The organism is Nonomuraea sp. NPDC052265 (assembly GCF_044547985.1).
Taxonomy (GTDB): Bacteria; Actinomycetota; Actinomycetes; order Streptosporangiales; family Streptosporangiaceae; genus Nonomuraea.
The window spans coordinates 271,053-292,013 of record NZ_JBIUBJ010000012.1 but is presented as its reverse complement, the minus strand read 5'-3'; the positions used below and the strand labels follow the sequence as shown (position 1 = coordinate 292,013).

Genomic DNA, 20,961 nt, shown 5'->3' with positions numbered 1-20,961 from the left:
GTGCTCCACTTGTCAATCGGCCGGAAGGTGTCGGATGACCGCAACACCCCGTAACCAGCGCGCGGACGCCCAGCGCAACCGGGAGCGCATCCTGGCCGTGGCCGCCGCCGTCATCGAGGAGCAGGGCACCGAGGCGTCCCTGCGCGACGTCGCCCGCCGCGCCGAGGTCGGGCTGGGCACGCTCTACCGGCACTTCCCGACCAGGGAGGCGCTGCTGGAGGCGCTGCTGCGGCAGCGCTTCGACCGGCTCGCCGAGCGCGCCCAGGCGCTGGCCGGCGCCGCCGCGCCGCACGAGGCGCTGGTGGAGTGGCTGCACGCGTTCGTCGCGGGCGCGGGCGCCTACCGGGGGCTGGCCGCCTCGATGATGGCCACGATCAACGACGAGGGCTCGCCGCTGCACGCCTCCTGCCACGCCATGCGCCAGGCGGGGGGACGGCTGCTGGAACGCGCCCAGGCCACGGGCGAGGTGCGCGCCGACGTGACCGGGCTCGACCTGTTCGCGCTGGCCAACGCGGTGAGCTGGATCGCCGAGCAGGCCCCCTCGCTGGCCGCGCGCGGCGACCACCTGTTCGGCCTGCTCATGGACGGCCTCCGCCCGCCGGGTGGCCTCACCGGCCCGGGGCCCAGCCGAGCGGCACCGGTCTGAGGTCGGGGCCCGTGGGGGTTCATTGTCCGCACACCGCCGCGGGGAAGGCTCAGGCCAGGACGCGGACCACACCGGCGAACACGCGGGGCAGCCGGCGGGCCGCCGGGACCACCAGGCGGGCCGTGCCGGGGCGGCGGGCGGCCTGGACCAGCGCCGCCGTCAGCAGCCGGTGCGTGCGCGACAGGCGCAGCCACGCGCCGTCATAGTCCTGCGGACGGTCCGCCGCCAGGCACCCGACCAGCAGCTCCGCCGAGCGCACGGCCAGCGAGACGCCCTCGCCGGTGAGCGCGTCCACGTAACCGGCCGCGTCGCCGACCAGCAGGACGCGGCCGGCGCGGCGGGCGCGCACGCCCTGGCGCAGCGGGCCCGCGCCGCGCACGGGGGTGACGGCCGGGCCGTCCAGGCGGCGGGCCAGGCCGGGGAAGCCGCGCAGGTGCTCGTCGAAGCCGCGCCGAGCCGAGCTGAGGACCGCGACGCCGACCAGGTCGTCGCCGACCGGCGTGACGTACGCCTCCCCGGCGCCCGACCAGTGGACCTCGACGAAGTCGCTCCACGGCTCGATCCTGTAGTGCCTGCGCAGCCCGTACCGGCGGGGGCCGCGTACCGGCAGGTCCAGGCCGAGCGAGCGGCGCAGCGGGGAGTGCAGGCCGTCGGCGGCCACCAGCCAGCGGGCCCGCAGCCCGATCGCGCTCACGCCGTCCCGGTCCTGGTCGGCGCGGGTGATCCGGCCGGTCACCGTCTTGACGCCCAGCTCGGCGGCCCGCTGCCAGAGCGCGGCGTGCAGGCTCGTCCGCCGCACGCCCAGCCCCGGCCCGGCGGCGAACGCGGCCCGCGCCTCCCGCCGCCCGTCGAGGTAGTGGATGCCGCGGAACCCCCGTCCCTCGACCGGCACGCCCATCGCCGCCAGTGCGGCCACCCCGCCCGGCATGACGCCCTCGCCGCAGGCCTTGTCCACCGGCGCGGCGCGCGGCTCGACGACGACCGCCTCCATCCCGGCCAGCGCCGCCTGGATGGCCGTGGCCAGCCCCGCCGGGCCGCCGCCCGCGACGAGCACGTCGATCACCGGCCCACCCCGGCCGCCAGGGCGAGCGCGGCGTTCTCGCACCGGATGCGCACCACCATCAGGGCGGCGTTGAGCAGCGTGAACGCCAGCGCCGTCAGCCACGCCGTGTGCACCAGCGGCAGCGCCAGCCCCTCGGCCGCCACCGCCACGTAGTTCGGGTGCCGCAACCACCCCAGCCGGTACGGCCCCCGCCGCACCAGCGGCAGCCCCGGCACCACGATCACCTGCGTGTTCCAGCGCGGCCCGAGCGCGGTGATGCACCACCACCGCAGCCCCTGGGCCGCCACGACGACGGCGAGCATCGGCCAGCCGAGCGCGGGCACGAACGGCCGCCCGGCCAGGGCCACCTCCAGCGGCGCGCACACCAGCAGCCCGGTGTGCAGGGCCACCATCCACGGATAGTGCCCCCGTCCGGTCACGACGCCGCCGCGCGCCATGCTCCAGGCGGCGTTGCGCTTGGCGACGACCAGTTCGGCCAGGCGTTCCAGGCCGACGAGCACGATGAGCACCAGATACCAGGTCACAGGTCAACCGCCGGGGTGTCGGAGGGGACGGGCTAGAAACGCAGCAGGACGAGCTCGGAGCAGAAACCGGGGCCCATCGCGATGACCAGCCCCCACGACCCCGGCGCGGGCGGCTCGCCGGCCAGGGTGTCGCCGAGCACGTGCAGGACCGAGGACGACGACAGGTTGCCGTTGGCCGCCAGCGAGCGCCACGTCACGTCGAGCGCGCCCACGGGCAGCTCCAGCACCTCCGACACGGCCTCCAGCACCTTGGGCCCGCCCGGATGGCACACCCACGCCGTCACCTCCTCGGCGGTGACCCCGTGCTCGGCCAGGAACCCGTGCACGTCGTCGGCCAGGTGGCGGCGCACCACGGCCGGGACGCTGGCGTCCAGCATCACCCGGAACCCGGTGTCGCCCACCTGCCACCCCATGACGTGCTCGGACCCGGGATACAGGTGGCTGCGGGTGGCGACGACCGCGGGCCCGGCCGTGCCGCGCTCGGCGCCGCTGGCGACCACGGCCGCCGCGCCGTCGCCGAACAGCGCGCTGGCGACCAGGTTCGCGGGCGAGGAGTCGCCGCGCTGCACGGTCAGCGAGCACAGCTCCACCGACAGCAGCACGGCCACGTGGTCCGGCCAGCCGCGCAGGTAGTCGTGCAGCCTGGCGATGCCCGCCGCGCCCGCCACGCAGCCCAGGCCGAAGACGGGCACCCGCTTGACGTCCGGCCGCAGCCCCAGCGCGGCGGCCAGGCGGGCGTCCACGGACGGCGCGGCGATGCCGGTCACCGAGGTGAACATGATCAGGTCCACGTCGGTCGGCTCCAGCTCGGCGGCGTCCAGGGCGGCCTTCACGCTCTCCAGCCCCAGCTCGACGGCGACGGAGACGAAGGCGTCGTTGGCGGCGCCGAAGCCGTTCAGCTTCTCGTACCGGTCGATGGGGAGGGCGAGGTTGCGGTGCTCCACGCGGGCGCTGCGGTGCAGGCGGTCGAGCAGGCGTCGGTCGGCGCCGTCGGGCAGGCACAGGCGGGCGGCCATGTCGGTGAGCTCGGACTGCCGGTACCGGTGAGGAGGGAACGCGCAACGGACTGCGGAGATTCGGGTCATGCAGTGCTCCCTCGGCAGGACGCCCACAACACTCTCCCCGCACGCTTCCCGCAAGGATGGTCATCTAAGCCATACGCGGCGCGCGGGAATTCTCACCGCCGACCTTCCGGTCTACGATCACCGTGTGACCGACCCGGATCCCGCGGCCGCCGCCGTCGTGCGCGGCGGGCCGGTCCGTACGGCCGTCGCGCTGGCGCTGGCCTGCCATCCCGGCCCGACCGTGGCGGTGACCGCCCTGGTCACCGCGCTGGCCGTGGCGGCGGGCCGGGGCGCGGGCGGCTGCGTCCTGGTGGCCGCCGCCGTGCTGGCGGGGCAGTTGTCGATCGGCTGGTGCAACGACGCGCTCGACGCCGGGCGGGACGCCGCCGCCGGGCGCGCGGGCAAGCCGGCCGCCGACGGCACGGTGAGCGTGACCGCCGTCCGGGTGGCCGCGCTGGCGGCGCTGGCCCTGTGCGTGCCGCTCTCCCTCGCCTCGGGCCGTACGGCGGGCCTGCTGCACCTGGCGGGCGTGCTGGGAGCCTGGGGGTACGACTTCGGCGTCAAGGCCACCGTCCTGTCGTGGGCGCCGTACGCCGTCGGGTTCGGGGTGCTGCCGGCGTTCGTGACGCTGGGGCTGCCCGGGGAGCCGTGGCCGGCCTGGTGGGCGGTCGTGGCCGCGGCGCTGCTCGGCGTGGGCGCGCACCTGGCCAACGTGCTGCCCGACATCGAAGGGGATCTGGCGACCGGCGTGCGCGGGTGGCCGCAGCGGCTGGGGGCGGCGCGCGTACGGGTGCTGGTGCCCGTGCCGCTGCTGGCCGCCACCTGCCTGCTCGTCCTCGGCCCTCCGGGTGGTCCCGGCGTGGCCGGATGGCTCGCCATGGGGGCCGCCGCACCGCTCGCCGCCGGGGGAGCGCTGCTCGCCGGCCGGTCCGCGCGGGCGCCGTTCGTCACCGCCGTGGCCGTGGCCGCCGTGGACGTGCTCCTGCTGCTCGCCAACGGCGCCGCCCTCACCGCCTGAGCCCGCCCCCGCCACGGTGGGGCAGGCCCGTCGCGCCGCGCAGCCAGCGCAGGCCCACCGCCAGGGCCAGCGGCGCGGGCACCGTCCCCGCCCCGAGCCCGACCTCCACCAGCAGGTCGAACACCTCCCTGCGGTGCGCGGCGGTCCCGATGGCCGCGTCGATGAACCCCGGCGACTGCGCCAGCCGGGCCAGCACGTCGGTCGTGCGCAGGTGCCGCCCGAGCGCGCCGCGCAACTTGGCCCGGTACCGCGTCAGCGGGTCGGCCGGCGCCTCCACCGCCGCCTCGGCCGCCAGCCGCCCCGACAGCAGCGCGTAGTAGATGCCCTCGCCGGTGAGCGGGTTGATCAGCCCCGCCGCGTCCCCGGCGAGCAGCACCCGCCCGGCGCCCGGCGCGGGCCGCCCGGTCGACAGGGGCAGGTGATGGGCGCGCAGGTCGCGCGCGGGCCGGTCGGGCAGCAGCTCGGCCAGCCTGCCGTGCAGCACCTGGCGGCCCGGCGCCCCCGCCGCCCGCAGGCGGGGCAGCAGCATGCCGAACCCGACGTTCGCGGTGCCGTCGCCGATCGGGAACGACCACGCGTAGGCCGGCCAGCCCGCCCGCTGCATCGCGATGAGCTGCACGTCGTCGGAGCCGGGCACGTCGGCGTAGCCGCGCACGGCCAGGGCGGTGTGCCGCTCGCCCGCCGCGGGCATCCCGATCAGCCGGCGCACCGCCGAGTAGGCCCCGTCGGCCGCCACCACCGTACGGGCCCGCAGCCGCCCGTCCAGGACGACCCAGGACCCGTCGTGGGCCAGCTCCCTGACGCGGTGGCGGCGTACCTCGACGCCCCGGGCCCCGGCCGCCTCCACCAGCCGCGCGTCGAACACCCGGCGCGGCACCACGTGGTTGGGCCGGGCCGCCTCGGCCGAGACGCGCAGCCCGCCCGGCGAGACCACGGTCAGCCGGGGCGTGGGCCGGTAGTCGTCGATGAGCGCGGGCAGCCCCAGCCGGGCGAGCTCGTCGCGCCCGTGCGCGGCGATGCCGTCGCCGCACGGCTTGTCGCGGGGGAAATCGGCCCGGTCGAGCAGGACCACGCGCAGGTCCGGCCGAAGCTGGACGGCCCGCAGCGCCGCCGCCGAGCCCGCCGGTCCCGCGCCCACGACCGCCAGGTCCCACTCCTCACCCATGCGAGGTCTTGTCCCACTCCGCGCGGGACGGGAAACCCGTTCCCGCCGGGTCAGGTCCGCGACAGCGCGCGGGCGGCGTGGATCAGGGGCACGTGGCTGAACGCCTGCGGGAAGTTGCCCACCAGGCGTCCGTAGCGCGGGTCGTACTCCTCGGCCAGCAGCCCGACGTCGTTGCGCAGCTCCAGCAGGCGTTCGAACAGCTTCTCGGCCTCCTCCTTGCGGCCCTGCATCGCCATCACCTCCACCAGCCAGAAGCTGCACGCCAGGAACGCGCCCTCCCCGCCGGGCAGGCCGTCGACGTCGTTGTCGGCGGCCAGCGGATAGCGCAGGACGAACCCGTCGGACATCAGCTCCTTCTCGATCGCCGCCACCGTGCCCACCACGCGGGGGTCGTCGGGCGGCAGGAAGCCCACCACGGCGATCATCAGCAGCGCGGCGTCCAGCTCCGACGACCCGTACGACTGGGTGAAGGTGTTGCGGTGGGGGTCGAAGCCCTTGTCGCAGATCTCGGCGTGGATCTCGTCGCGCAGCGCGCGCCACTTGTCCACCGGGCCGGTGCGGCCGAACAGGTCGACGTACTTGACGGCCCGGTCGAGGGCGACCCAGCACATCACCTTGGAGTGCACGAAGTGCCGGCGTGGGCCGCGCACCTCCCACAGGCCCTCGTCGGGCTCGTCCCAGTGCTCCTCCACGTAGTCGAGCAGCTGGCGCTGGATCGACCAGGCGCGCTCGTCGGCGGCCAGGCCGCGGGTGCGGGAGACGTAGAGGCAGTTCATCACCTCGCCGTAGACGTCGAGCTGGAGCTGCTGGACGGCCTCGTTGCCGATGCGGACCGGGCGGGAGCCCTCGTAGCCGTCGAGCCAGTCCAGGCGCAGCTCGGGCAGGCGGCGCTCGCCGGCGACGCCGTACATGATCTGCAGGTCCTGGGGGCGTCCGGCGATGGTGCGCAGCAGCCAGGAACGCCAGTCGGCGGCCTCGTCGAGGTAGCCCGAGCTGATCAGCGCGTCGAGCGTCATCGTGGCGTCGCGCAGCCAGCAGAACCGGTAGTCCCAGTTGCGCACGCCGCCGATGTCCTCGGGCAGGGACGTGGTGGGCGCGGCCACGATGCCGCCGGTCGGCGCGTACGTCAGCCCCTTCAGCGTGATCAGCGACCGCGTCACCGCCTCCCGGTAGGGGCCCTGGTAGGCGCACCGGCCCACCCACTCGGTCCACATGGCCTCGGTCTCGGCGAGCTGCTCCTCGGCGTCGATGCGCGGCGGCATCGGCTCGTGGGAGGGGTGCCAGGTGAACACGAACGGCAGCCGCTCGCCCGCGTTGACGGTGAACGTCGCCCGGTGCGCGTAGTCGCCGCCCTTGAGCGGGACGGGGGAGTGCAGCCACACCGAGTCGGGGCCGCCGACGGCCTGGAGGTGGCCGTTCGTCCGGCGCACCCACGGCACGATGCGCCCGTAGTCGAAGCGCACGCGCAGCTGGGTGGAGACCTCGACGCTGCCCGAGACCCCCTCGACGATGCGCACGACGTCGGGGTTCCGGTCGCGCGGCGGCATGAAGTCGATCACCCGGACCGTGCCGGTCGGGGTGTCCCACTCGCTCTCCAGGATGAGCGTGTCGGGCCGGTAGTGGCGGCGGGTGGCCGGCCGCCGGGCCGCCGGTCCCAGCCACCAGTGGCCGTTGCGCTCGCTGCCGAGCAGGGCGGCGAAGCACGAGGGGGAGTCGAACCTGGGCAGGCAGAGCCAGTCGATGGAACCGTCCCTGGCCACCAGTGCGGCCGACTGCATGTCTCCGATCAGCGCGTAGTCCTCAATCCGCATGCCGAAGACGCTACTCGCGCGAAGGCGATCCCGCGCCGGGTCCGGGCCTGTCGCGCCGGGGCGGGCCCGGCGCGGGATCAGGACAGGGGGAACCAGCGGGTGAACAGCTGGGTCAGCGGGCCGATGGCCAGGGCGAAGACGAGCGTGCCCACGCCGACGCTGCCGCCCAGCAGCCAGCCCACGGCCAGCACGGTGATCTCGATGAGGAAGCGGCCGAGCCGCACGGACAGCCCGAGCCGCATCAGGCCGGTCATGACGCCGTCGCGCGGCCCGGGGCCCAGGCCGGCGCCGATGTAGAGCACGGTGGCCAGCGCGATCGCGACCACGCCGAGCGCCACGTACGACGCCTGGACGGCCAGGTGGGACGGCGTGGGCAGCAGGAAGATCGCCGCGTCGGCGAACAGGCCGAGGAACACCACGTTGCTGACCGTGCCGAGGCCGGGCCGCTGCCGCAGCGGGATCCACAGCAGCATCACCAGGGCGCCCACGCCGATGATGACCGTGCCGATGGACACGTCCAGCCTGAGCGCCAGGCCCTGGTGGAAGACGTCCCAGGGGTCGTTGCCGAGGCCGGACTCCACCTGGAGGCCGATGCCGGCGCCGTACAGGGCCAGGCCGCCGTAGAGGCGCACGAGCCGGGCGGGGAGGGAACTCAGGCGGGGGACGGTTGCTTCACTCATGATGGCCTTATGGTGGCAGGCCAATGGTTGCCAAAACAGGGCCAATCCTGGAAAGTGGCCTTATGAGGCATTTGTCGGCCATGCAGGTGGCCCGGCTGGTCGACGTCGATCCGGCCGCGCGTCCGTACTACCGGGCCCTCGCCGACGGCGTGCGCGCGCTCGTCATGGACGGCCAGATCCCCGTACGCGTCCGCATGCCCGCCGAACGCCACCTGGCCGAGGCCCTGGGCGTCAGCCGCACGACCGTCACCTCCGCCTACGACCTGCTGCGCGAGCGCGGCTACCTGGACAGCAGGCAGGGCTCGGGGAGCTGGACCACCCTGCCCGACCCGGCCACCGCCCGCGACAACCCCTGGCTCAGCACCGGCGACGACGGCCTGATCCAGCTCCACTGCGCCGCCCCGCCCGCGCCGTCCACGCTGCGCGAGGCCATGGCCGAGGCCCTGGACGACCTGCCCAGGTACGGCATGGGCAACGGCTACGACCCCATGGGCCTGCCGGTCCTGCGCGAACGCGTCGCCGCCCGCTACACCGAGCGCGGCCTGGCCACCCGGCCCGACCAGATCGTCGTCACCACCGGCTCCCAGCACGCCATCGCGCTCGTGGCCGGCCTGCTGATCGGCCCCGGCGACGCCGTCATGGTCGAGTCGCCGACCTACCCGCACGCCATCGACGTGGCCCGCGGGCGCGGCGCGCGGATCGTGCCCTTCGGCATCTCGCACGAGGGCTGGCGGCCCGACCTGATGGCCACCGCGATGCGGCAGTCGGCCGCCCGCCTGGCCTACCTCATGCCCGACTTCCACAACCCCACCGGCGCCCTCATGGACGACGCCACCCGGGCCGCCGTGGCGGGCGCGGCCCGGCGCAACGACGTCATCCTGCTGGTGGACGAGACCTGGAGCGAACTGGCCCTGGACGAGGTGCCGCCCACCGCGCCGATGGCCGCCTTCGACACCGACAGCCGCGTGATCAGCATCGGGTCGGCGTCCAAGCTGTGGTGGGGCGGCCTGCGCATCGGCTGGATCCGCACCACGGCCGCCCTGGCCCGCCGCCTGGCCCGGCACCGCGCGGTCGTCGACATCTCCAGCCCGGTCATGGAGCAACTGGTCACCGCCCGCCTGTTCGAACGGCTGGCGCAGACCCGCGCCGAACGCCGCCGCGGCCTGCGCGCCTCGCGCGAGGCGCTGGTCGCCGCCCTGGCCCGGCACCTGCCGCACTGGACGTACACGCTGCCGCGCGGCGGCGGCACGCTGTGGGTGCGCCTCAACGGCGACACCTCCAGCACGCTCGCCGACGCCGCCGTCTCGCACGGCGTGCGCCTGGCCCCGGGGCCCTGGTTCGGCCTGGAGGGCACCTTGGAGGGCTACCTGCGCCTGCCGTTCACCCTGCCGCCCGAGACCGTGGCCGACGCCGTCGCCCGCATCGCCCGCGCCCGCGCCGAGGGCCCCACGGGCGCCCGCCGCCACCCCGACTCGCTCGTGCCCATGGTGTGAGAAGCCGGGCCGAGGGGGGCAGGAGCTAGGAGGGCTCCTCGGCGCCCTTGGCCAGGGGCGCCCGCCAGTTGCGGCGCATCGCGGTGATGCGCAGGCCGAAGGCCAGCAGCGCGGCGGCCAGCGTGGCGGGCCAGCCGTGCAGCCCCGCCGACGACAGGCCCGCCATCACGGCCGAGCCGAACAGGGCGGGCACGGCGTAGAGCTGGCGGTCGTACAGCAGCGTGGGGATCTCGCCGGCCAGCACGTCGCGGATCACGCCGCCGCCGACGGCCGTCGTGACGCCGAGGATGGCGGCGTGCAGGGGGCTGAGGCCGTGCTCCAGGGCCTTCTCGGTGCCGACGGCCGCGAACAGGCCGAGGCCGGCCGCGTCGAGCACGAGGATGACGGGCATCACGCGGGCCACGTGCGGGTGCCAGAAGAAGACGATCACCGTGGCGGCCACCGGCACCAGCACGTAACCCAGGCTCTGGAAGGCCGCGGGCCGCACGTTGAGAATCAGGTCGCGGACGAGGCCGCCGCCGAGCGCGGTCATCTCGGCCAGGACGCCCATCCCGACCACGTCGAGCCGCTTGCGCACACCCATGAGCGCACCGGTCAGGGCGAAGACAAAAATACCGACAAGGTCGAGAATTTCAGACACGTTGGACGTTTTACCGGATCGGCGGCATGGCCGCCGCATGGTAGTGCTCGGCCATGAGCACCCGCAGCCTGCGCGTGAACAGGAACAGCGCCACCCCGGCCGCGATCGCCATGACCGCCAGGACCAGGTAGTACATCGGGTCGGACAGGTACCGGCCGAGCCGCCCGGTCTGCCCGCCGACCGCGTCGCCCACCGACACCGCGATGAACCAGATCCCCAGCATCTGCCCCTTGAACGCCTCGGGCGCCAGCTTCGTCGTCACCGACAGCCCGACCGGGCTCAGCGACAGCTCGCCGAACACCTGGATCAGGTAGACCAGCACCAGCCACCACACCGACACCCGCCCGGCGGTCGCCAGCGAGGCGGCCACCGCCATCACCACGAAGCTCAGCCCCACCATGACCAGCGCGAACGCGAACTTCTGCGGCGTGCTCACGCGCACCCCGAGCTTCACCCACAACGCCGCGAACACCGGCACGAAGATCATGATGAACAGCGGGTTGAACGACTGCGTCGTGGCCGCCTGGATCGGCACCCCGAACAGCTCCAGCCGGGTGTGGTCGGCGGCGAAGAACAGCAGCTTGCTCGGCGCCAGGTCGTAGATCATCCAGAAGATCGCCGCCGCGACGAACAGCCAGATGTAGGCCTTCATCCGGCTGCGTTCCTCGTCGGTGAGGCTGTGGCTGCCCATCAGGATGTAGGCGAAGTAGACGATCGGCACGATCAGGATGACGATCGTGATCGCCAGCGCCAGGCGGTCGATCGTGAGCGTGCCGGTGGCCGCCCACACGCCGAGCGCGACGGTCGTCACGGCCACGCCCGCCCCGGCCGTGCGGCCGAAACGGCGGCGCTCGGGTGGCGTCAGCCGGACGCCCGGACGCTCGCCGACGCCGCGCAGGTTGCGGCCGCCCCGGACGTACTGGAGGAGGCCGAGGGCCATGCCGACCGCGGCCGCGCTGAAGCCCAGGTGCCAGCGGTCGCCGTCGGCCAGCCAGCCGACCACCAGCGGCGCGAAGAAGGCGCCCAGGTTGATGCCCAGGTAGAACAGGGAGAAGCCGGCGTCTCTGCGGCCGTCCTCGTCCTCGCCGTACAGGCGGCCGACCATGACCGAGATGTTCGGCTTGAGCAGGCCGGTGCCGCTGATGATGAGCAGCAGCCCGAGCCAGACGAAGAACGCGGTCGTCACCGGGATCGCCATGCTGATGTGCCCGAGCATGATGACGAACCCGCCCCAGAACACCGACCGGCGCGCCCCCAGGATGCGGTCGGCGATCCAGCCGCCGGGCAGCGCCACCAGGTAGATCAGCGCGCCGTAGACGCCGACCACCGCCTGCGCGGTCTCCTGGGACATGCCCAGGCCCCGGTGGGCGGGCGAGGCCGCCATGAACGTGGCCAGGATCGCCCGCAGGCCGTACCAGCTGAAGCGCTCCCACATCTCGGTGGAGAACAGTGTCGCCAGCCCCCACGGATGCCCGAAGAAGGTCCTTCCGCCCTTGCTCATGCGCGCCCTCCCACGACACGTACGGCACCTGATCGATCACTCTACGTGACCGGGCCGCCTGTTTCCGGAAAGGGTCTTGCCGCTGTCCAGAGGGTGTGGTGCGATGCATGCCACCTGTGCAAGTGATTACTGACTGGAGGCGGGTGCCATGGCCGAAGTCCTCGACGTACGGGCCTCGATCGAGCGGGAGATCGCCGGCCGCACGGTCTGCGAGCAGCTCAGGCAGGTGGCCGACCGGCATCCCGACGCACCCGCGTACTCCGACCCCGACGGCTCGGGCGGCTGGACGACGTTGACCTACGGCCAGGCCCGGCGGCGCATCCTGGAGATCGCGGCCGCCTTCGCCGCCCTGGGGCTGGAACGCGGCGAGTCCGTCGCGATCATGATGGTCAACCGCAGCGAGCACGTGCTCGCCGACCTCGGCGCCGTGCACGCGGGCGGCGTCGGCTGCACGGTCTACTCGACGTTCGCGCCCGACCAGATCGCGTTCGTGGCCGGCGACGTGGGCGCCCGCTTCGCCGTGCTGGGCGGCCCGGCCGAGCTGGGCCGCTGGCAGCCGGTGCTCGACCGGCTCGACGGCCTGCGCAGGATCATCATGCTCGACGGCGCCCCCGGCGACGACGACCGATTCATGTCCTGGGCCGACTTCCTCGACCTGGGCCGCGCCCGCCTGGCCGAGGACGAGGACGCCGTCGAGGCCCGCTCACGCGAGGTGGCCGCCGGTGACGTCGTCACCGTGCTCTACACCTCGGGCACCACCGGCATGCCCAAGGGCGTGCCGCTCACCCACACCAACGTCTTCTACGAGGCGGCCGCCACCGACCGCATCACCTCGCTGCCGACGCACGGCACCCAGATCTCCTACCTCACCTACGCCCACATCGCCGAGCGCATCCTCAGCCTCTACCTCCCGCTGGTGAAGATGTCGCACGTGCACTTCTGCACCGACCTGGCGGGCCTCGGCGCCACGCTCGGCCAGGTCAGGCCGATGATGTTCTTCGGGGTGCCGCGCGTGTGGGAGAAGATGATGGCCCGGCTGCTCGCCGTGCTCGCCACGCAGCCTGAGGAGCAGCAGGCCGCCGTACGCCAGGCCATGGCGGCCGGCGCCGCCTACGTCGAGGCCGGCCAGTACGGCGGCACGATCACCCCCGAGATCCAGGCCGCCTACGACCAGGCGGACGCGTCCCTGCTGTCGGTCGTCCGCGGCATGATCGGCTTCGACCGCGCCCAATGGACCGCCACCGGCGCCGCCCCCCTCCCCGCCGAGGTCCAGCACTTCTACGCCGGCCTCGGCCTCAAGGTCATCGACGTCTACGGCATGACCGAGACCACCGGCGCCTTCACCGGCAACAGCCCCTCCTGCTACCGCCTGGGCACCGTCGGCAGGGCCGAGCCCGGCGTCGAGGTCCGCATCGCCGAGGACGGCGAGATCCTCACCCGCAGCCCGCTCAACACCGGCGGCTACCTCAACCGCACCGAGGCCACCGCCGAGCTGCTCGACGAGGACGGCTGGCTGCACACCGGCGACATCGGCACGGTCGACGACGACGGCTTCTACCGCGTCGTCGACCGCAAGAAGGAGCTCATCATCACCGCGGGCGGCGAGAACGTCTCGCCCGCCGAGATCGAGAACCACCTCAAGGAGCACCTGCTCATCGGCCAGGCCCTCGCCTACGGCGACAACCGGCCGCACCCGGTGGCCGTGCTGACCCTCGACGGCGAGACGGCGCCGGGCTGGGCGCGCTCCCGCGGCATCGGCTTCACCTCCCTCGCCGAGCTGGCCGAGCACCCCGACGTCCTGAAGGAGGTCTCGGCCGCCGTCGAGGCCGCCAACGCCAGGCTGGCCAGGGTGCAGCAGGTCAAGCGGTGGGCCCTGCTCGGCACCGAGTGGACCGCCGAGACCGAGGAGCTCACCCCGAGCCTGAAGCTGAAGCGCCGCGTCATCCACGCCAAGTACGCCGACATCATCGAGTCCCTCTACGGCGAGGCCCGCTGACGGCCCGCCCCCGGCGGCTTTGCCATAAGGGGTGCGTGTCGCGGTCCTGGTCATGACCGGGCGGTTCCTAGCGTCTCGCTCATGACCAGAAGCCTCCTTCTCGTCTCGCTCGCGGCGGGATCGCTCACGGCGCCCGTGCCCGCGTATCCCGCCGCGACCGAGCTCGCCATCCGCGCCATCACCGTACGGCCCGCGGAGCCGGTCGTGGGGGCCCACGACTCTGTGAGCCTGGTGATCGACGTGATCGCCCGGGGCGCGCGCGGCAAGAACGGCGTCACCGTCAAGGTGGAGCCCGGCGTCCCTCCGGGCCCGCTGCTGTCGGCCAAGCCTCCCGTCTCGGACACGCCCGACCTCCCGCCCGACTCCGGACCCGCCCTGCCCGGCCCCTCCTCGCCCTCCTCGCCCTCTTCGCCCGGCACGTCCGCCGAATCTCCCGGGACCTCCGGGGCCCCGGACACCGCGCCGGGACTCGTGCCCGAGGACTCGCCCTCCGGCGGCGCGGCCGGGGCGCCGCTGGCCCAGCTCCCCCTGGCGATCGTCGCGAACCCCAAGCTCGACCTGCAGAAGGCCCCGTTCGCGAGCACGCTGCCGAACAGGCTGGTCTGGCGGCAGGCCGAGGCCCCTCCGGCCCGGATGGCGGGCGACTGGCAGACCTGGCGCTTCCTGCCCGACAAGAAGCTGAACCGCTTCTACCCGACCGGCACCTGGACGATCAGCGCCACCGCCCGCGGCGCGGACGGCGCCACCGTCACCGAGTACGCCTCCTTCGAGCTCAGGAGGGCGACCAAACTGTCGTCCGTCCGGGTGGAAAGGGCGCCGAAGTCCGCCGGCGGCGTACGGCTGCGCGGCTCGCTGACCCGGATCGACCCGCGTGGCTTCACCGACTTCGGGCCGTACGCCAAGCAGCGGCTGCGGCTCCAATGGCGCGGGGAGGGCTCGCCGGCCTGGGAGGACGTGGCGGAGACGACGACCGACGCGGCCGGGGCCTTCGTGCAGACCGTCCCGTCCAGGAGGGGCGGCCTGTGGCGGGTCCACTTCCCCGGAAACCCCCATTACGCCTCATACACCACAAAACCCCGACAAATCGCCAGTTAGGGCAATAAAGTACGCACAAAAAGCTGTCGGGGTATTTGTCGTTATCTAATTGTGATCTGTCGTTACGCAACTTTTCTTTACCCTTACGCGTCATTAGGCGTTGACGTGCCTCGTCCCTGAGGCGCGTCCCAGACGGGGAAGGATTTGTTTGATGATGCGACGTCTAGCCGCCGGACTGGCCGCGGCCGCTGTGGGCGCCACGATGGTGGCCACCGCCGCCGCGCCCGCCCTGGCGGACACGGACCCCGATCCCGACTTCGTCGGCGGGCGTACGAGCCTTCAGCTCGACGTCAACCCGGAGCCGGCTCGGCGCGGCAAGGCCATCGACATCGAGGGCAAGCTGTCCGTGGCCTGCGACGAGGACTACATCAGCGGTTTCGTCGCGGTCCACCACGCCGACTACTGCAAGGACAGCGAGCGCTGGCACCGTCTGGCGTGGAAGCGGGTCACGATCCTCTTCCAGGCCGACGGCAGCGACAAGTGGGACTACGTCGAGTCGGTGCGGACCAGCCGCGACGGCTACTTCCACACCACCGAGCGGGCCTACACCTCGGGCACCTGGCGTGCCGTCTTCGAGGGCTCCCGGTACCTGGCCCCCTCCGAGGGCAAGGACTGGGTGAAGGTCTACGGCGGCCGCCGCCACTAGCACCACCCGACGGAAGCCCGGCCGCGCGCGGCCGGGCTTCCGTCATGCCCGGCCCCCGCCCCCCGGCCGCCTCAGTAGCCCACGGCGACCTGGACCCGGTGGTGCCGCGGGTCCTCGATCTCGTCCACCACCGCCGCGGCCAGATCGGCGTACGAGAACGCCGGCCCGCCCTCCTCGGTGGCCATCACCTGCTCCCCGCCGAACCGGTGACGCCCGCTGCGCTCCGCCAGGTCGTCGAGCACCACCGGCGGCGGCGCGATCACCACCCAGTCCAGCGCCCCGCCCTCCTCGCGCAGCACCTCCAGCTCGGCGGCGTGCCCGAGCGAGAACGTCCGGGCGTCCTCGGGGAAGCCGGGCGTGTCCACCAGCCGCGTCCCCGGCGCGACCTCCAGCAGGGTGCCGATGCCCAGCGCCACCAGCCGCGGCACGCCCGCCCTGGCCAGCCCGCCGGTCAGCGCCCGCGCCCCCGCCGTGTAGAACTCCGCCGACGGCACGTCCAGCCGGGCGCTCGCCTGGACCGCCACGTCGTGCCCCGCCGCGACCGCCGCCACGCTCTCCGGGTCGGTCACGTCCCCCGCGACCACGCCGACGCCGTCGCCGGACGGCCCCGCGTACCGGGCCGGGTCGCGCACCACGGCCGTCACCGCGTGCCCCCGCTCCACGGCCTGGGCGACCACCCGCACGCCGGCCCGCCCGCCGGCGCCGAAAACCACGATCCTGCTCATCGTCCAGCACTCCGTTCAGCGGCCGGCACACCCGGCCGCGCCCGGCAGACGGTAGACGCCCGGTGGTCGCTTCCCGCAACGATAGTGACCCGCAGCGGCCTACCATGGACGCCATGGCCGAACCCCTTGACCCCGACATGTTCGCCGAATGCGTCCACGTCCCCCCCTTCCGGGTCGGCGACAAGTGGACCGCCAAGATCATCCACTGCCTGGAGCAGGGCCCGAGGCGCTTCACCGAGCTACAGGTCCCGCTACGCGGCATCACCCCGAAGGTCCTCACCGAGTCCCTGCGCGCGATGGAACGCGACGGCCTGCTCACCCGCACGGCCTACGCCGAGATCCCGCCCCGCGTCGAGTACGCGCTCACCCCCCTCGGCCGCAGCCTGCTCGCCCCCATGGCGGCCTGCTGCGAGTGGTCCAGGCAACATCTGCCGGAGCTCATCGACGCCCGCGAGTCCTGGTACGCCACCCACCCCTAACGGTCGGTCCCTTCGCGGAATCGATCATCGGCGCGGCGCGTTGCCTGCCAGGGGAGAGGCCAGGCGGTTTTGAGGGTCGCGCGACACCCGTCGTAGTCTGGCTCTCTGGCGAAACGGACAGGAGGTGACGCCCCATGTTGCGAGACTCGTTCGGACGGGTGGCCACGGATCTGCGGGTGTCCCTCACGGACAAGTGCAACCTGCGCTGCACGTACTGCATGCCGCCCGAAGGGCTCGACTGGCTGCCCAAGGCGCAGCTGCTCACCGCCGACGAGATCGTCCGGCTGGTGCGCGTCGGCGTCGAGCGCCTGGGCATCACCGAGGTGCGCTACACCGGCGGCGAGCCGCTGCTCCGGCGGGAGCTGGTCGACATCGTCACCCGCACCACCGCCCTCGACCCGCGTCCCCAGGTGCTGCTGACCACCAACGGCATCGGCCTGGCGCGGCTGGCCGAGCCGCTGGCGCGGGCCGGCCTCGACCGGGTCAACGTCTCGCTCGACACGCTCGACCCGGCCACGTTCGAGCGGCTCGCCCACCGCGACCGGCACGCCGACGTCATCGAGGGGCTGGCCGCCGCCGACGCGGCGGGCCTGCGCCCGGTGAAGGTCAACGCGGTCCTCATGCGCGGCGTCAACGACCACGAGGCCGTGCCGCTGCTGCGCTTCTGCCTGGCCCAAGGCTACGAGCTGCGCTTCATCGAGCAGATGCCGCTCGACGCCCAGCACGGCTGGACCCGCGAGGGCATGATCACCGCCGACGAGATCCTCGAACGCCTCTCGGCCGCCTTCGACCTGACGCCCGACGACCTGGAGCAGCGCGGCAGCGCCCCCGCCGAGCGGTTCCTCGTCGACCGCGGCCCGGCCCGGGTCGGCGTGATCGGCTCGGTGACGCGCCCGTTCTGCGGCGCCTGCGACCGGGTCCGGCTCACCGCCGACGGCCAGGTGCGCAACTGCCTGTTCGCCACCGAGGAGTCCGACCTCAAGAGCGCCATGCGCGCGGGCGCCTCCGACGACGACCTGGCCGCCCGCTGGATCGCCGCGGTCTCGCGCAAGCGCGCCGGGCACGGCATCGACGACCCGTCCTTCCTCCAGCCGTCCCGGCCGATGTCGGCCATCGGCGGCTAGCGTGCCGTTCGACGCGGTGATCCTGGCCGGGGGAGCGGCCCGCCGCCTGGGCGGCGCGGACAAGCCCGGCCTGGCCGTCGGCGGCCGTCCGCTGGTCGAGCGGGTGGTCGCGGCGGCGTCCGGCGCGCGCCGCACGGTCGTCGTGGGCCCCCGCCGCGACCTGCCCGGGGTGGTCTTCACCCGGGAGGAGCCGCCGGGGGGCGGGCCCGTCCCCGCGCTGGCCGCCGGGCTGCGCGAGGTCGACGCGCCGTGGCTGGTCCTGCTCGCCGGCGACCTGCCGTTCCTGACGGCGGCGCACGTGCGGGAACTGCTGGCGGCGGCCCGTCCCGGCGCCGGGGCGGTCATGGTCGACGACGACGGCCGCGAGCAGTGGCTCCTCGGCGCCTGGCCGGTGCCGGAGCTGCGGGCGGCGCTCGACGCCTACGCCGGGCGCTCGCTCAAGGGCCTGCTGGGCCCCCTGACCGGAACACGGCTGGCCGCACCCGGCCGGCCGTGGTTCGACTGCGACACGATGGACGACCTGAAGGAGGCTCGCATGAACGTACTCACCGAGTGGACCGCGCTGGTCTGCAACGAGCTGGGCGTCGACCCGGCCCGGGTGGACCGCGACCTGGTCCTCGACCTGACCAAGGAGGTCGCCCACGGGGTGGCCAGGCCCGCCGCGCCGCTCACCGCCTACCTGCTCGGCCTGGCCCAGGGGGCGGGAAGCGCCCCTGAGGACGCCGTGGCCAGACTGACCACATTGGCGAAGAACTGGGAGCGGGCGACCACCGAGACGCTGACTGACGGCTGACACTCGAACGAACTCTTGAAGTCAAGCCGGCCCCTTCCTCAAGGTTTCCTGAGAATTACGAGGAGGAGGCCGGTGTAAACGATTTCGGGAAAGCGGTCCTATCGGACTCCGGCCGACGCGGGGGACTGATCGTCCAATGCAAAGATCTGGCCAGGAAAAGGGCGACGCCGGGTGGTTACGGGGGCAAACCACCCGGCGTCGCTTCATCGGCGTTCCGACGGGGGCCCGGAACGCCGGCACCAGCACTCCGACGGGGGACCGGAGCGCTTGCCTAAAGCGTACACCTACAACCCATGGGATGCGTCAAGACTTAGTCACGACCCGATCTCGCGTCGATGCAGCGGTATCTCGGTTTGGTTAGCCTCGGGAGACTGAAAGTCAGGTGGCGGGGCGCCCTCGCTCCGCTCATTGGCCCCGATTACGGCAATGTATGGCAAAAACACGGCCCCGGCGATGAACAGCAGCCGGTACGGCCACGGCACCGGCACCACGACCGCCAGGATCAGGCAGAGCGTCCGGATGCCCATCTTGATCAGGTACGCGACCTCGCGCTTGCGGATGTCGGCCGTCAGCGAAGGTCTGGCGTCCGTGACCTGGTGGACGTCCTGCTTCTTGCGCCACCCCTTCATACCTTCCACGGTAGACCTCGTACGGGCAGGGCGCGACGGCGCGGCCGGGCGCTGAGGAGGGGCATGCGATCATGGCCTTCGAGTAAGGAGGATGGGGAGATGACGGATCGAACGTATCGGGTCACTGAGATAGTCGGCACGTCGGGGGAGAGCCTTGACCAGGCCATCCGCAACGGCCTGCGGCGGGCCTCGGAGACCCTGCGCCACCTGGACTGGTTCGAGGTCACCGAGATCCGCGGCCACCTCGACGCAGGCGAGATCGCGCACTACCAGGTGGGCATGAAGGTGGGCTTCCGCCTGGAGGACTCCTGACCGTCCCTGGACGCCCCCGGGGCGGCGCGCGGGCCCACTGGACAACCAACCGGCACCCGTCCCGCCCGAGGGCTGCCCTGGGGCACGCTGAGGGCCTCCCGAACGCGGACGACACGCCGGCGGACGACACGACGACGCCCGCCGCCCCGCTCGATCGCGGGACGGCGGGCGCGGGCGGCGGGCGGTGGCGTCAGCTCGCCTGGCTGACCGTCGACATGTTGAAGTCCGGCACCCGCACCGGCGGCATCACCGTGCGCTGGAAGTAGTCGTTCCACTCGCGGGGCAGCGTGCGCTCGCTCGCCCCCACCTCCGTGACGCGCCCCAGCAGGTCGACCGGGCTCTCGTTGAACCGGAAGTTGTTCACCTCGCCGACGACCTCGCCGTGCTCGACCAGGTAGACGCCGTCGCGGGTGAGGCCCGTGACCAGCAGCGTCTGCGGGTCGACCGCGCGGATGTACCACAGGCACGTGACGAGCAGCCCGCGCCGGGTGGAGGCGATCATCTCCTCCAGCGAGCGCGCGCCCTCCGCCGGGCCGGTCATGACGAGGTTGTCGATGCCCGGCGTCGCCGGCAGCCCGCTCAGCTCGGCCGAGTAACGCGTCTGCAGCAGCGCCTCCAGCCGGCCGTCCCTGATCCAGTCGGTCCGGCCCAGCGGCAGACCGTTGTCGAACACCGAGCCGTCGCGGCTGGAGGTGTGCGCGGTGACGAACGGCGCGCACGAGATGCCCGCGGCCCGCGGATCGCTGGACAGCGTGATCGGCAGCGTGGCGAGCTGCTCGCCCACCCGCGTGCCGCCGCCCGGCCCGGAGAACACCGAACGGCCGTCGAGCGCGTCCCTGGCCCCCGAGGACCAGTACAGGTAGATCATCAGGTCGGCCACCGCGCTCGGCGGCAGCAACGTCTCGTAGCGGCCCGCGGGCAGGTCGACCCGGGTCTTGGCCCACTCCAGGCGCTGGGCCAGCGACGAGCCGAGCGCGGCCACGTCGACGTCGGCGAAGTCCTCGGTGGACACGCCGGTCCAGGCCGACCGCTTCAGGTCGCCGGACTTGGCGTTGAGCTCAAGGCGGCCGGTCGGCTGGTCGTGCCGCAGCCGCACGCCGGTGGAGGTGCCGAGGAAGGTCGAGGTCAGGGAGTGCTCGGCGAAGCCGTAGAGCTTCCTGCCACCGGCCTCGGCGGCCGAGAACGCCTCACCGAGCGCGGGCGCGAACCTCTCGAACACCCCGATGTCGGTCGGCCGCACCTCGTCGTCCCAGCCGGGCGCGGGCGCGCCGCCCTCGACCAGCGGGCGGGCGTCCTCGGCCGGACGCGCCTCGCGCGCCGCCCGGTCGGCCGCCGCGACCACGTCGGCGAGCTGGTCCTCGCGCACCGACGAGCGCGAGACCACGCCCACGCCCTGCCCCGCGACCGAGATCACGGTCAGCCGGGAGGAGCGGGCCACGCCGTTGGTGGTCAGCGTGTTGCCCGCGAAGCGCAGGTTGGCCGTGGACCCCTCGTCCACCAGCACCACGCAGCCGTCGTTCGCGGAGAGCTCCAGGGCCCTTTCCACCATCTCCTGCG

At 73.5% G+C, this 20,961-nt stretch carries 21 protein-coding genes; 10 read left to right on the top strand and 11 right to left on the bottom strand.

The window, feature by feature from the left end:
* The first annotated feature begins 34 nt into the window (after positions 1 to 34).
* A complete protein-coding gene (locus tag ACIHAD_RS31680; RefSeq protein ID WP_397358329.1) occupies positions 35 to 646 on the top strand; it encodes a TetR/AcrR family transcriptional regulator in 612 nt (203 codons plus the stop codon).
* A gap of 49 nt (positions 647 to 695) precedes the next feature.
* Here the strand turns inward: ACIHAD_RS31680 and ACIHAD_RS31675 are convergent, their stop codons facing one another.
* Genes ACIHAD_RS31675 through ACIHAD_RS31665 form a run of 3 tightly spaced genes read right to left on the bottom strand, consistent with a single transcriptional unit; the run spans position 696 to position 3,318 of the window.
* Positions 696 to 1,709, bottom strand: a complete 1,014-nt coding sequence (locus ACIHAD_RS31675) for an NAD(P)/FAD-dependent oxidoreductase (protein WP_397358328.1) — start codon at positions 1,707 to 1,709, stop codon at positions 696 to 698.
* Positions 1,706 to 2,233: an isoprenylcysteine carboxyl methyltransferase family protein gene (locus ACIHAD_RS31670; protein ID WP_397358327.1), complete on the bottom strand. Its 528-nt coding sequence runs from the start codon at positions 2,231 to 2,233 to the stop codon at positions 1,706 to 1,708. Before ACIHAD_RS31670 ends, ACIHAD_RS31675 begins: the two co-directional genes overlap by 4 nt.
* Positions 2,234 to 2,265: 32 nt before the next feature.
* Positions 2,266 to 3,318 carry a type III polyketide synthase gene (locus ACIHAD_RS31665; RefSeq protein WP_397358326.1) on the bottom strand — a complete coding sequence of 351 codons (1,053 nt, stop codon included), beginning with the start codon at positions 3,316 to 3,318 and terminating at the stop codon, positions 2,266 to 2,268.
* Between the two features lie 124 nt (positions 3,319 to 3,442).
* Here ACIHAD_RS31665 and ACIHAD_RS31660 point away from each other — a divergent pair, with 124 nt between their 5' ends.
* Positions 3,443 to 4,315: a UbiA family prenyltransferase gene (locus ACIHAD_RS31660; RefSeq protein ID WP_397358325.1), complete on the top strand. Its 873-nt coding sequence runs from the start codon at positions 3,443 to 3,445 to the stop codon at positions 4,313 to 4,315.
* Here the strand turns inward: ACIHAD_RS31660 and ACIHAD_RS31655 are convergent.
* From ACIHAD_RS31655 to ACIHAD_RS31645, 3 genes are all read right to left on the bottom strand, one after another.
* Complete coding sequence (locus ACIHAD_RS31655) at positions 4,305 to 5,480, bottom strand: NAD(P)/FAD-dependent oxidoreductase (RefSeq protein ID WP_397358324.1); 1,176 nt, start codon at positions 5,478 to 5,480, stop codon at positions 4,305 to 4,307. The genes ACIHAD_RS31660 and ACIHAD_RS31655 overlap by 11 nt on opposite strands.
* A 50-nt stretch (positions 5,481 to 5,530) precedes the next feature.
* Positions 5,531 to 7,291 (bottom strand): glycoside hydrolase family 15 protein, encoded by a 1,761-nt coding sequence (locus ACIHAD_RS31650; RefSeq protein ID WP_397358323.1) that lies wholly within the window; start codon positions 7,289 to 7,291, stop codon positions 5,531 to 5,533.
* A 77-nt stretch (positions 7,292 to 7,368) separates the two neighbouring features.
* Complete coding sequence (locus ACIHAD_RS31645; protein ID WP_397358322.1) at positions 7,369 to 7,971, bottom strand: YitT family protein; 603 nt, start codon at positions 7,969 to 7,971, stop codon at positions 7,369 to 7,371.
* Positions 7,972 to 8,033: 62 nt separating this feature from the next.
* On the opposite strand from ACIHAD_RS31645, the gene ACIHAD_RS31640 reads away from it, so the two are divergent.
* Complete coding sequence (locus ACIHAD_RS31640) at positions 8,034 to 9,464, top strand: PLP-dependent aminotransferase family protein (RefSeq protein WP_397358320.1); 1,431 nt, start codon at positions 8,034 to 8,036, stop codon at positions 9,462 to 9,464.
* Between the two features lie 25 nt (positions 9,465 to 9,489).
* On the opposite strand, the gene ACIHAD_RS31635 is transcribed toward ACIHAD_RS31640, so the two are convergent.
* On the bottom strand, positions 9,490 to 10,104 hold the full coding sequence (locus ACIHAD_RS31635) for a trimeric intracellular cation channel family protein (RefSeq protein ID WP_397358319.1): 615 nt from the start codon (positions 10,102 to 10,104) through the stop codon (positions 9,490 to 9,492).
* Between the two features lie 10 nt (positions 10,105 to 10,114).
* Positions 10,115 to 11,605 (bottom strand): peptide MFS transporter, encoded by a 1,491-nt coding sequence (locus ACIHAD_RS31630; RefSeq protein ID WP_397358318.1) that lies wholly within the window; start codon positions 11,603 to 11,605, stop codon positions 10,115 to 10,117.
* 148 nt (positions 11,606 to 11,753) lie between these two features.
* Here ACIHAD_RS31630 and ACIHAD_RS31625 point away from each other — a divergent pair, with 148 nt between their 5' ends.
* The 3 genes from ACIHAD_RS31625 (at position 11,754) to ACIHAD_RS31615 (ending at position 15,342) form a co-directional block, all read left to right on the top strand.
* Positions 11,754 to 13,601 carry an AMP-dependent synthetase/ligase gene (locus ACIHAD_RS31625; RefSeq protein ID WP_397358317.1) on the top strand — a complete coding sequence of 616 codons (1,848 nt, stop codon included), beginning with the start codon at positions 11,754 to 11,756 and terminating at the stop codon, positions 13,599 to 13,601.
* Positions 13,602 to 13,682: 81 nt separating this feature from the next.
* Entirely contained in the window at positions 13,683 to 14,696 is a 1,014-nt protein-coding gene (locus ACIHAD_RS31620) for a hypothetical protein (RefSeq protein WP_397358316.1), read from the top strand.
* Between the two features lie 151 nt (positions 14,697 to 14,847).
* On the top strand, positions 14,848 to 15,342 hold the full coding sequence (locus tag ACIHAD_RS31615) for a hypothetical protein (RefSeq protein ID WP_397358315.1): 495 nt from the start codon (positions 14,848 to 14,850) through the stop codon (positions 15,340 to 15,342).
* Between the two features lie 71 nt (positions 15,343 to 15,413).
* Here ACIHAD_RS31615 and ACIHAD_RS31610 read toward each other — a convergent pair whose 3' ends face one another.
* Entirely contained in the window at positions 15,414 to 16,067 is a 654-nt protein-coding gene (locus tag ACIHAD_RS31610; RefSeq protein ID WP_397358314.1) for an NAD(P)-dependent oxidoreductase, read from the bottom strand.
* Between the two features lie 113 nt (positions 16,068 to 16,180).
* Here ACIHAD_RS31610 and ACIHAD_RS31605 point away from each other — a divergent pair, with 113 nt between their 5' ends.
* The 3 genes from ACIHAD_RS31605 (at position 16,181) to ACIHAD_RS31595 (ending at position 18,463) form a co-directional block, all read left to right on the top strand.
* Positions 16,181 to 16,546: a winged helix-turn-helix transcriptional regulator gene (locus ACIHAD_RS31605; protein ID WP_397358313.1), complete on the top strand. Its 366-nt coding sequence runs from the start codon at positions 16,181 to 16,183 to the stop codon at positions 16,544 to 16,546.
* A 134-nt stretch (positions 16,547 to 16,680) separates the two neighbouring features.
* Positions 16,681 to 17,670 (top strand): GTP 3',8-cyclase MoaA, encoded by a 990-nt coding sequence (moaA, locus tag ACIHAD_RS31600; RefSeq protein ID WP_397358312.1) that lies wholly within the window; start codon positions 16,681 to 16,683, stop codon positions 17,668 to 17,670.
* A 1-nt stretch (position 17,671) separates the two neighbouring features.
* Positions 17,672 to 18,463, top strand: a complete 792-nt coding sequence (locus ACIHAD_RS31595; protein ID WP_397358311.1) for an NTP transferase domain-containing protein — start codon at positions 17,672 to 17,674, stop codon at positions 18,461 to 18,463.
* 314 nt (positions 18,464 to 18,777) lie between these two features.
* On the opposite strand, the gene ACIHAD_RS31590 is transcribed toward ACIHAD_RS31595, so the two are convergent.
* On the bottom strand, positions 18,778 to 19,092 hold the full coding sequence (locus ACIHAD_RS31590; RefSeq protein ID WP_397358309.1) for a DUF3099 domain-containing protein: 315 nt from the start codon (positions 19,090 to 19,092) through the stop codon (positions 18,778 to 18,780).
* Positions 19,093 to 19,191: 99 nt separating this feature from the next.
* On the opposite strand from ACIHAD_RS31590, the gene ACIHAD_RS31585 reads away from it, so the two are divergent.
* Positions 19,192 to 19,404 (top strand): dodecin, encoded by a 213-nt coding sequence (locus tag ACIHAD_RS31585; RefSeq protein WP_397358308.1) that lies wholly within the window; start codon positions 19,192 to 19,194, stop codon positions 19,402 to 19,404.
* 190 nt (positions 19,405 to 19,594) lie between these two features.
* On the opposite strand, the gene ACIHAD_RS31580 is transcribed toward ACIHAD_RS31585, so the two are convergent.
* A complete protein-coding gene (locus ACIHAD_RS31580; protein ID WP_397358348.1) occupies positions 19,595 to 20,953 on the bottom strand; it encodes a metallopeptidase TldD-related protein in 1,359 nt (452 codons plus the stop codon).
* Positions 20,954 to 20,961: the final 8 nt, after the last annotated feature.

Excerpts from the sequence above, each read along its gene's own strand:
- ACIHAD_RS31640 (WP_397358320.1), top strand. The coding sequence starts at position 8,034 with ATGAGGCATTTGTCGGCCATGCAGGTGGCCCGGCTGGTCGACGTCGAT.
- moaA (WP_397358312.1), top strand. The coding sequence starts at position 16,681 with ATGTTGCGAGACTCGTTCGGACGGGTGGCCACGGATCTGCGGGTGTCC.
- ACIHAD_RS31610 (WP_397358314.1), bottom strand. The coding sequence starts at position 16,067 with ATGAGCAGGATCGTGGTTTTCGGCGCCGGCGGGCGGGCCGGCGTGCGG.
- ACIHAD_RS31680 (WP_397358329.1), top strand. The coding sequence starts at position 35 with ATGACCGCAACACCCCGTAACCAGCGCGCGGACGCCCAGCGCAACCGG.
- ACIHAD_RS31650 (WP_397358323.1), bottom strand. The coding sequence starts at position 7,291 with ATGCGGATTGAGGACTACGCGCTGATCGGAGACATGCAGTCGGCCGCA.
- ACIHAD_RS31590 (WP_397358309.1), bottom strand. The coding sequence starts at position 19,092 with ATGAAGGGGTGGCGCAAGAAGCAGGACGTCCACCAGGTCACGGACGCC.
- ACIHAD_RS31605 (WP_397358313.1), top strand. The coding sequence starts at position 16,181 with ATGGCCGAACCCCTTGACCCCGACATGTTCGCCGAATGCGTCCACGTC.
- ACIHAD_RS31620 (WP_397358316.1), top strand. The coding sequence starts at position 13,683 with ATGACCAGAAGCCTCCTTCTCGTCTCGCTCGCGGCGGGATCGCTCACG.
- ACIHAD_RS31645 (WP_397358322.1), bottom strand. The coding sequence starts at position 7,971 with ATGAGTGAAGCAACCGTCCCCCGCCTGAGTTCCCTCCCCGCCCGGCTC.
- ACIHAD_RS31625 (WP_397358317.1), top strand. The coding sequence starts at position 11,754 with ATGGCCGAAGTCCTCGACGTACGGGCCTCGATCGAGCGGGAGATCGCC.
- ACIHAD_RS31580 (WP_397358348.1), bottom strand. The coding sequence starts at position 20,953 with ATGGTGGAAAGGGCCCTGGAGCTCTCCGCGAACGACGGCTGCGTGGTG.
- ACIHAD_RS31585 (WP_397358308.1), top strand. The coding sequence starts at position 19,192 with ATGACGGATCGAACGTATCGGGTCACTGAGATAGTCGGCACGTCGGGG.
- ACIHAD_RS31655 (WP_397358324.1), bottom strand. The coding sequence starts at position 5,480 with ATGGGTGAGGAGTGGGACCTGGCGGTCGTGGGCGCGGGACCGGCGGGC.
- ACIHAD_RS31630 (WP_397358318.1), bottom strand. The coding sequence starts at position 11,605 with ATGAGCAAGGGCGGAAGGACCTTCTTCGGGCATCCGTGGGGGCTGGCG.
- ACIHAD_RS31665 (WP_397358326.1), bottom strand. The coding sequence starts at position 3,318 with ATGACCCGAATCTCCGCAGTCCGTTGCGCGTTCCCTCCTCACCGGTAC.
- ACIHAD_RS31615 (WP_397358315.1), top strand. The coding sequence starts at position 14,848 with ATGATGCGACGTCTAGCCGCCGGACTGGCCGCGGCCGCTGTGGGCGCC.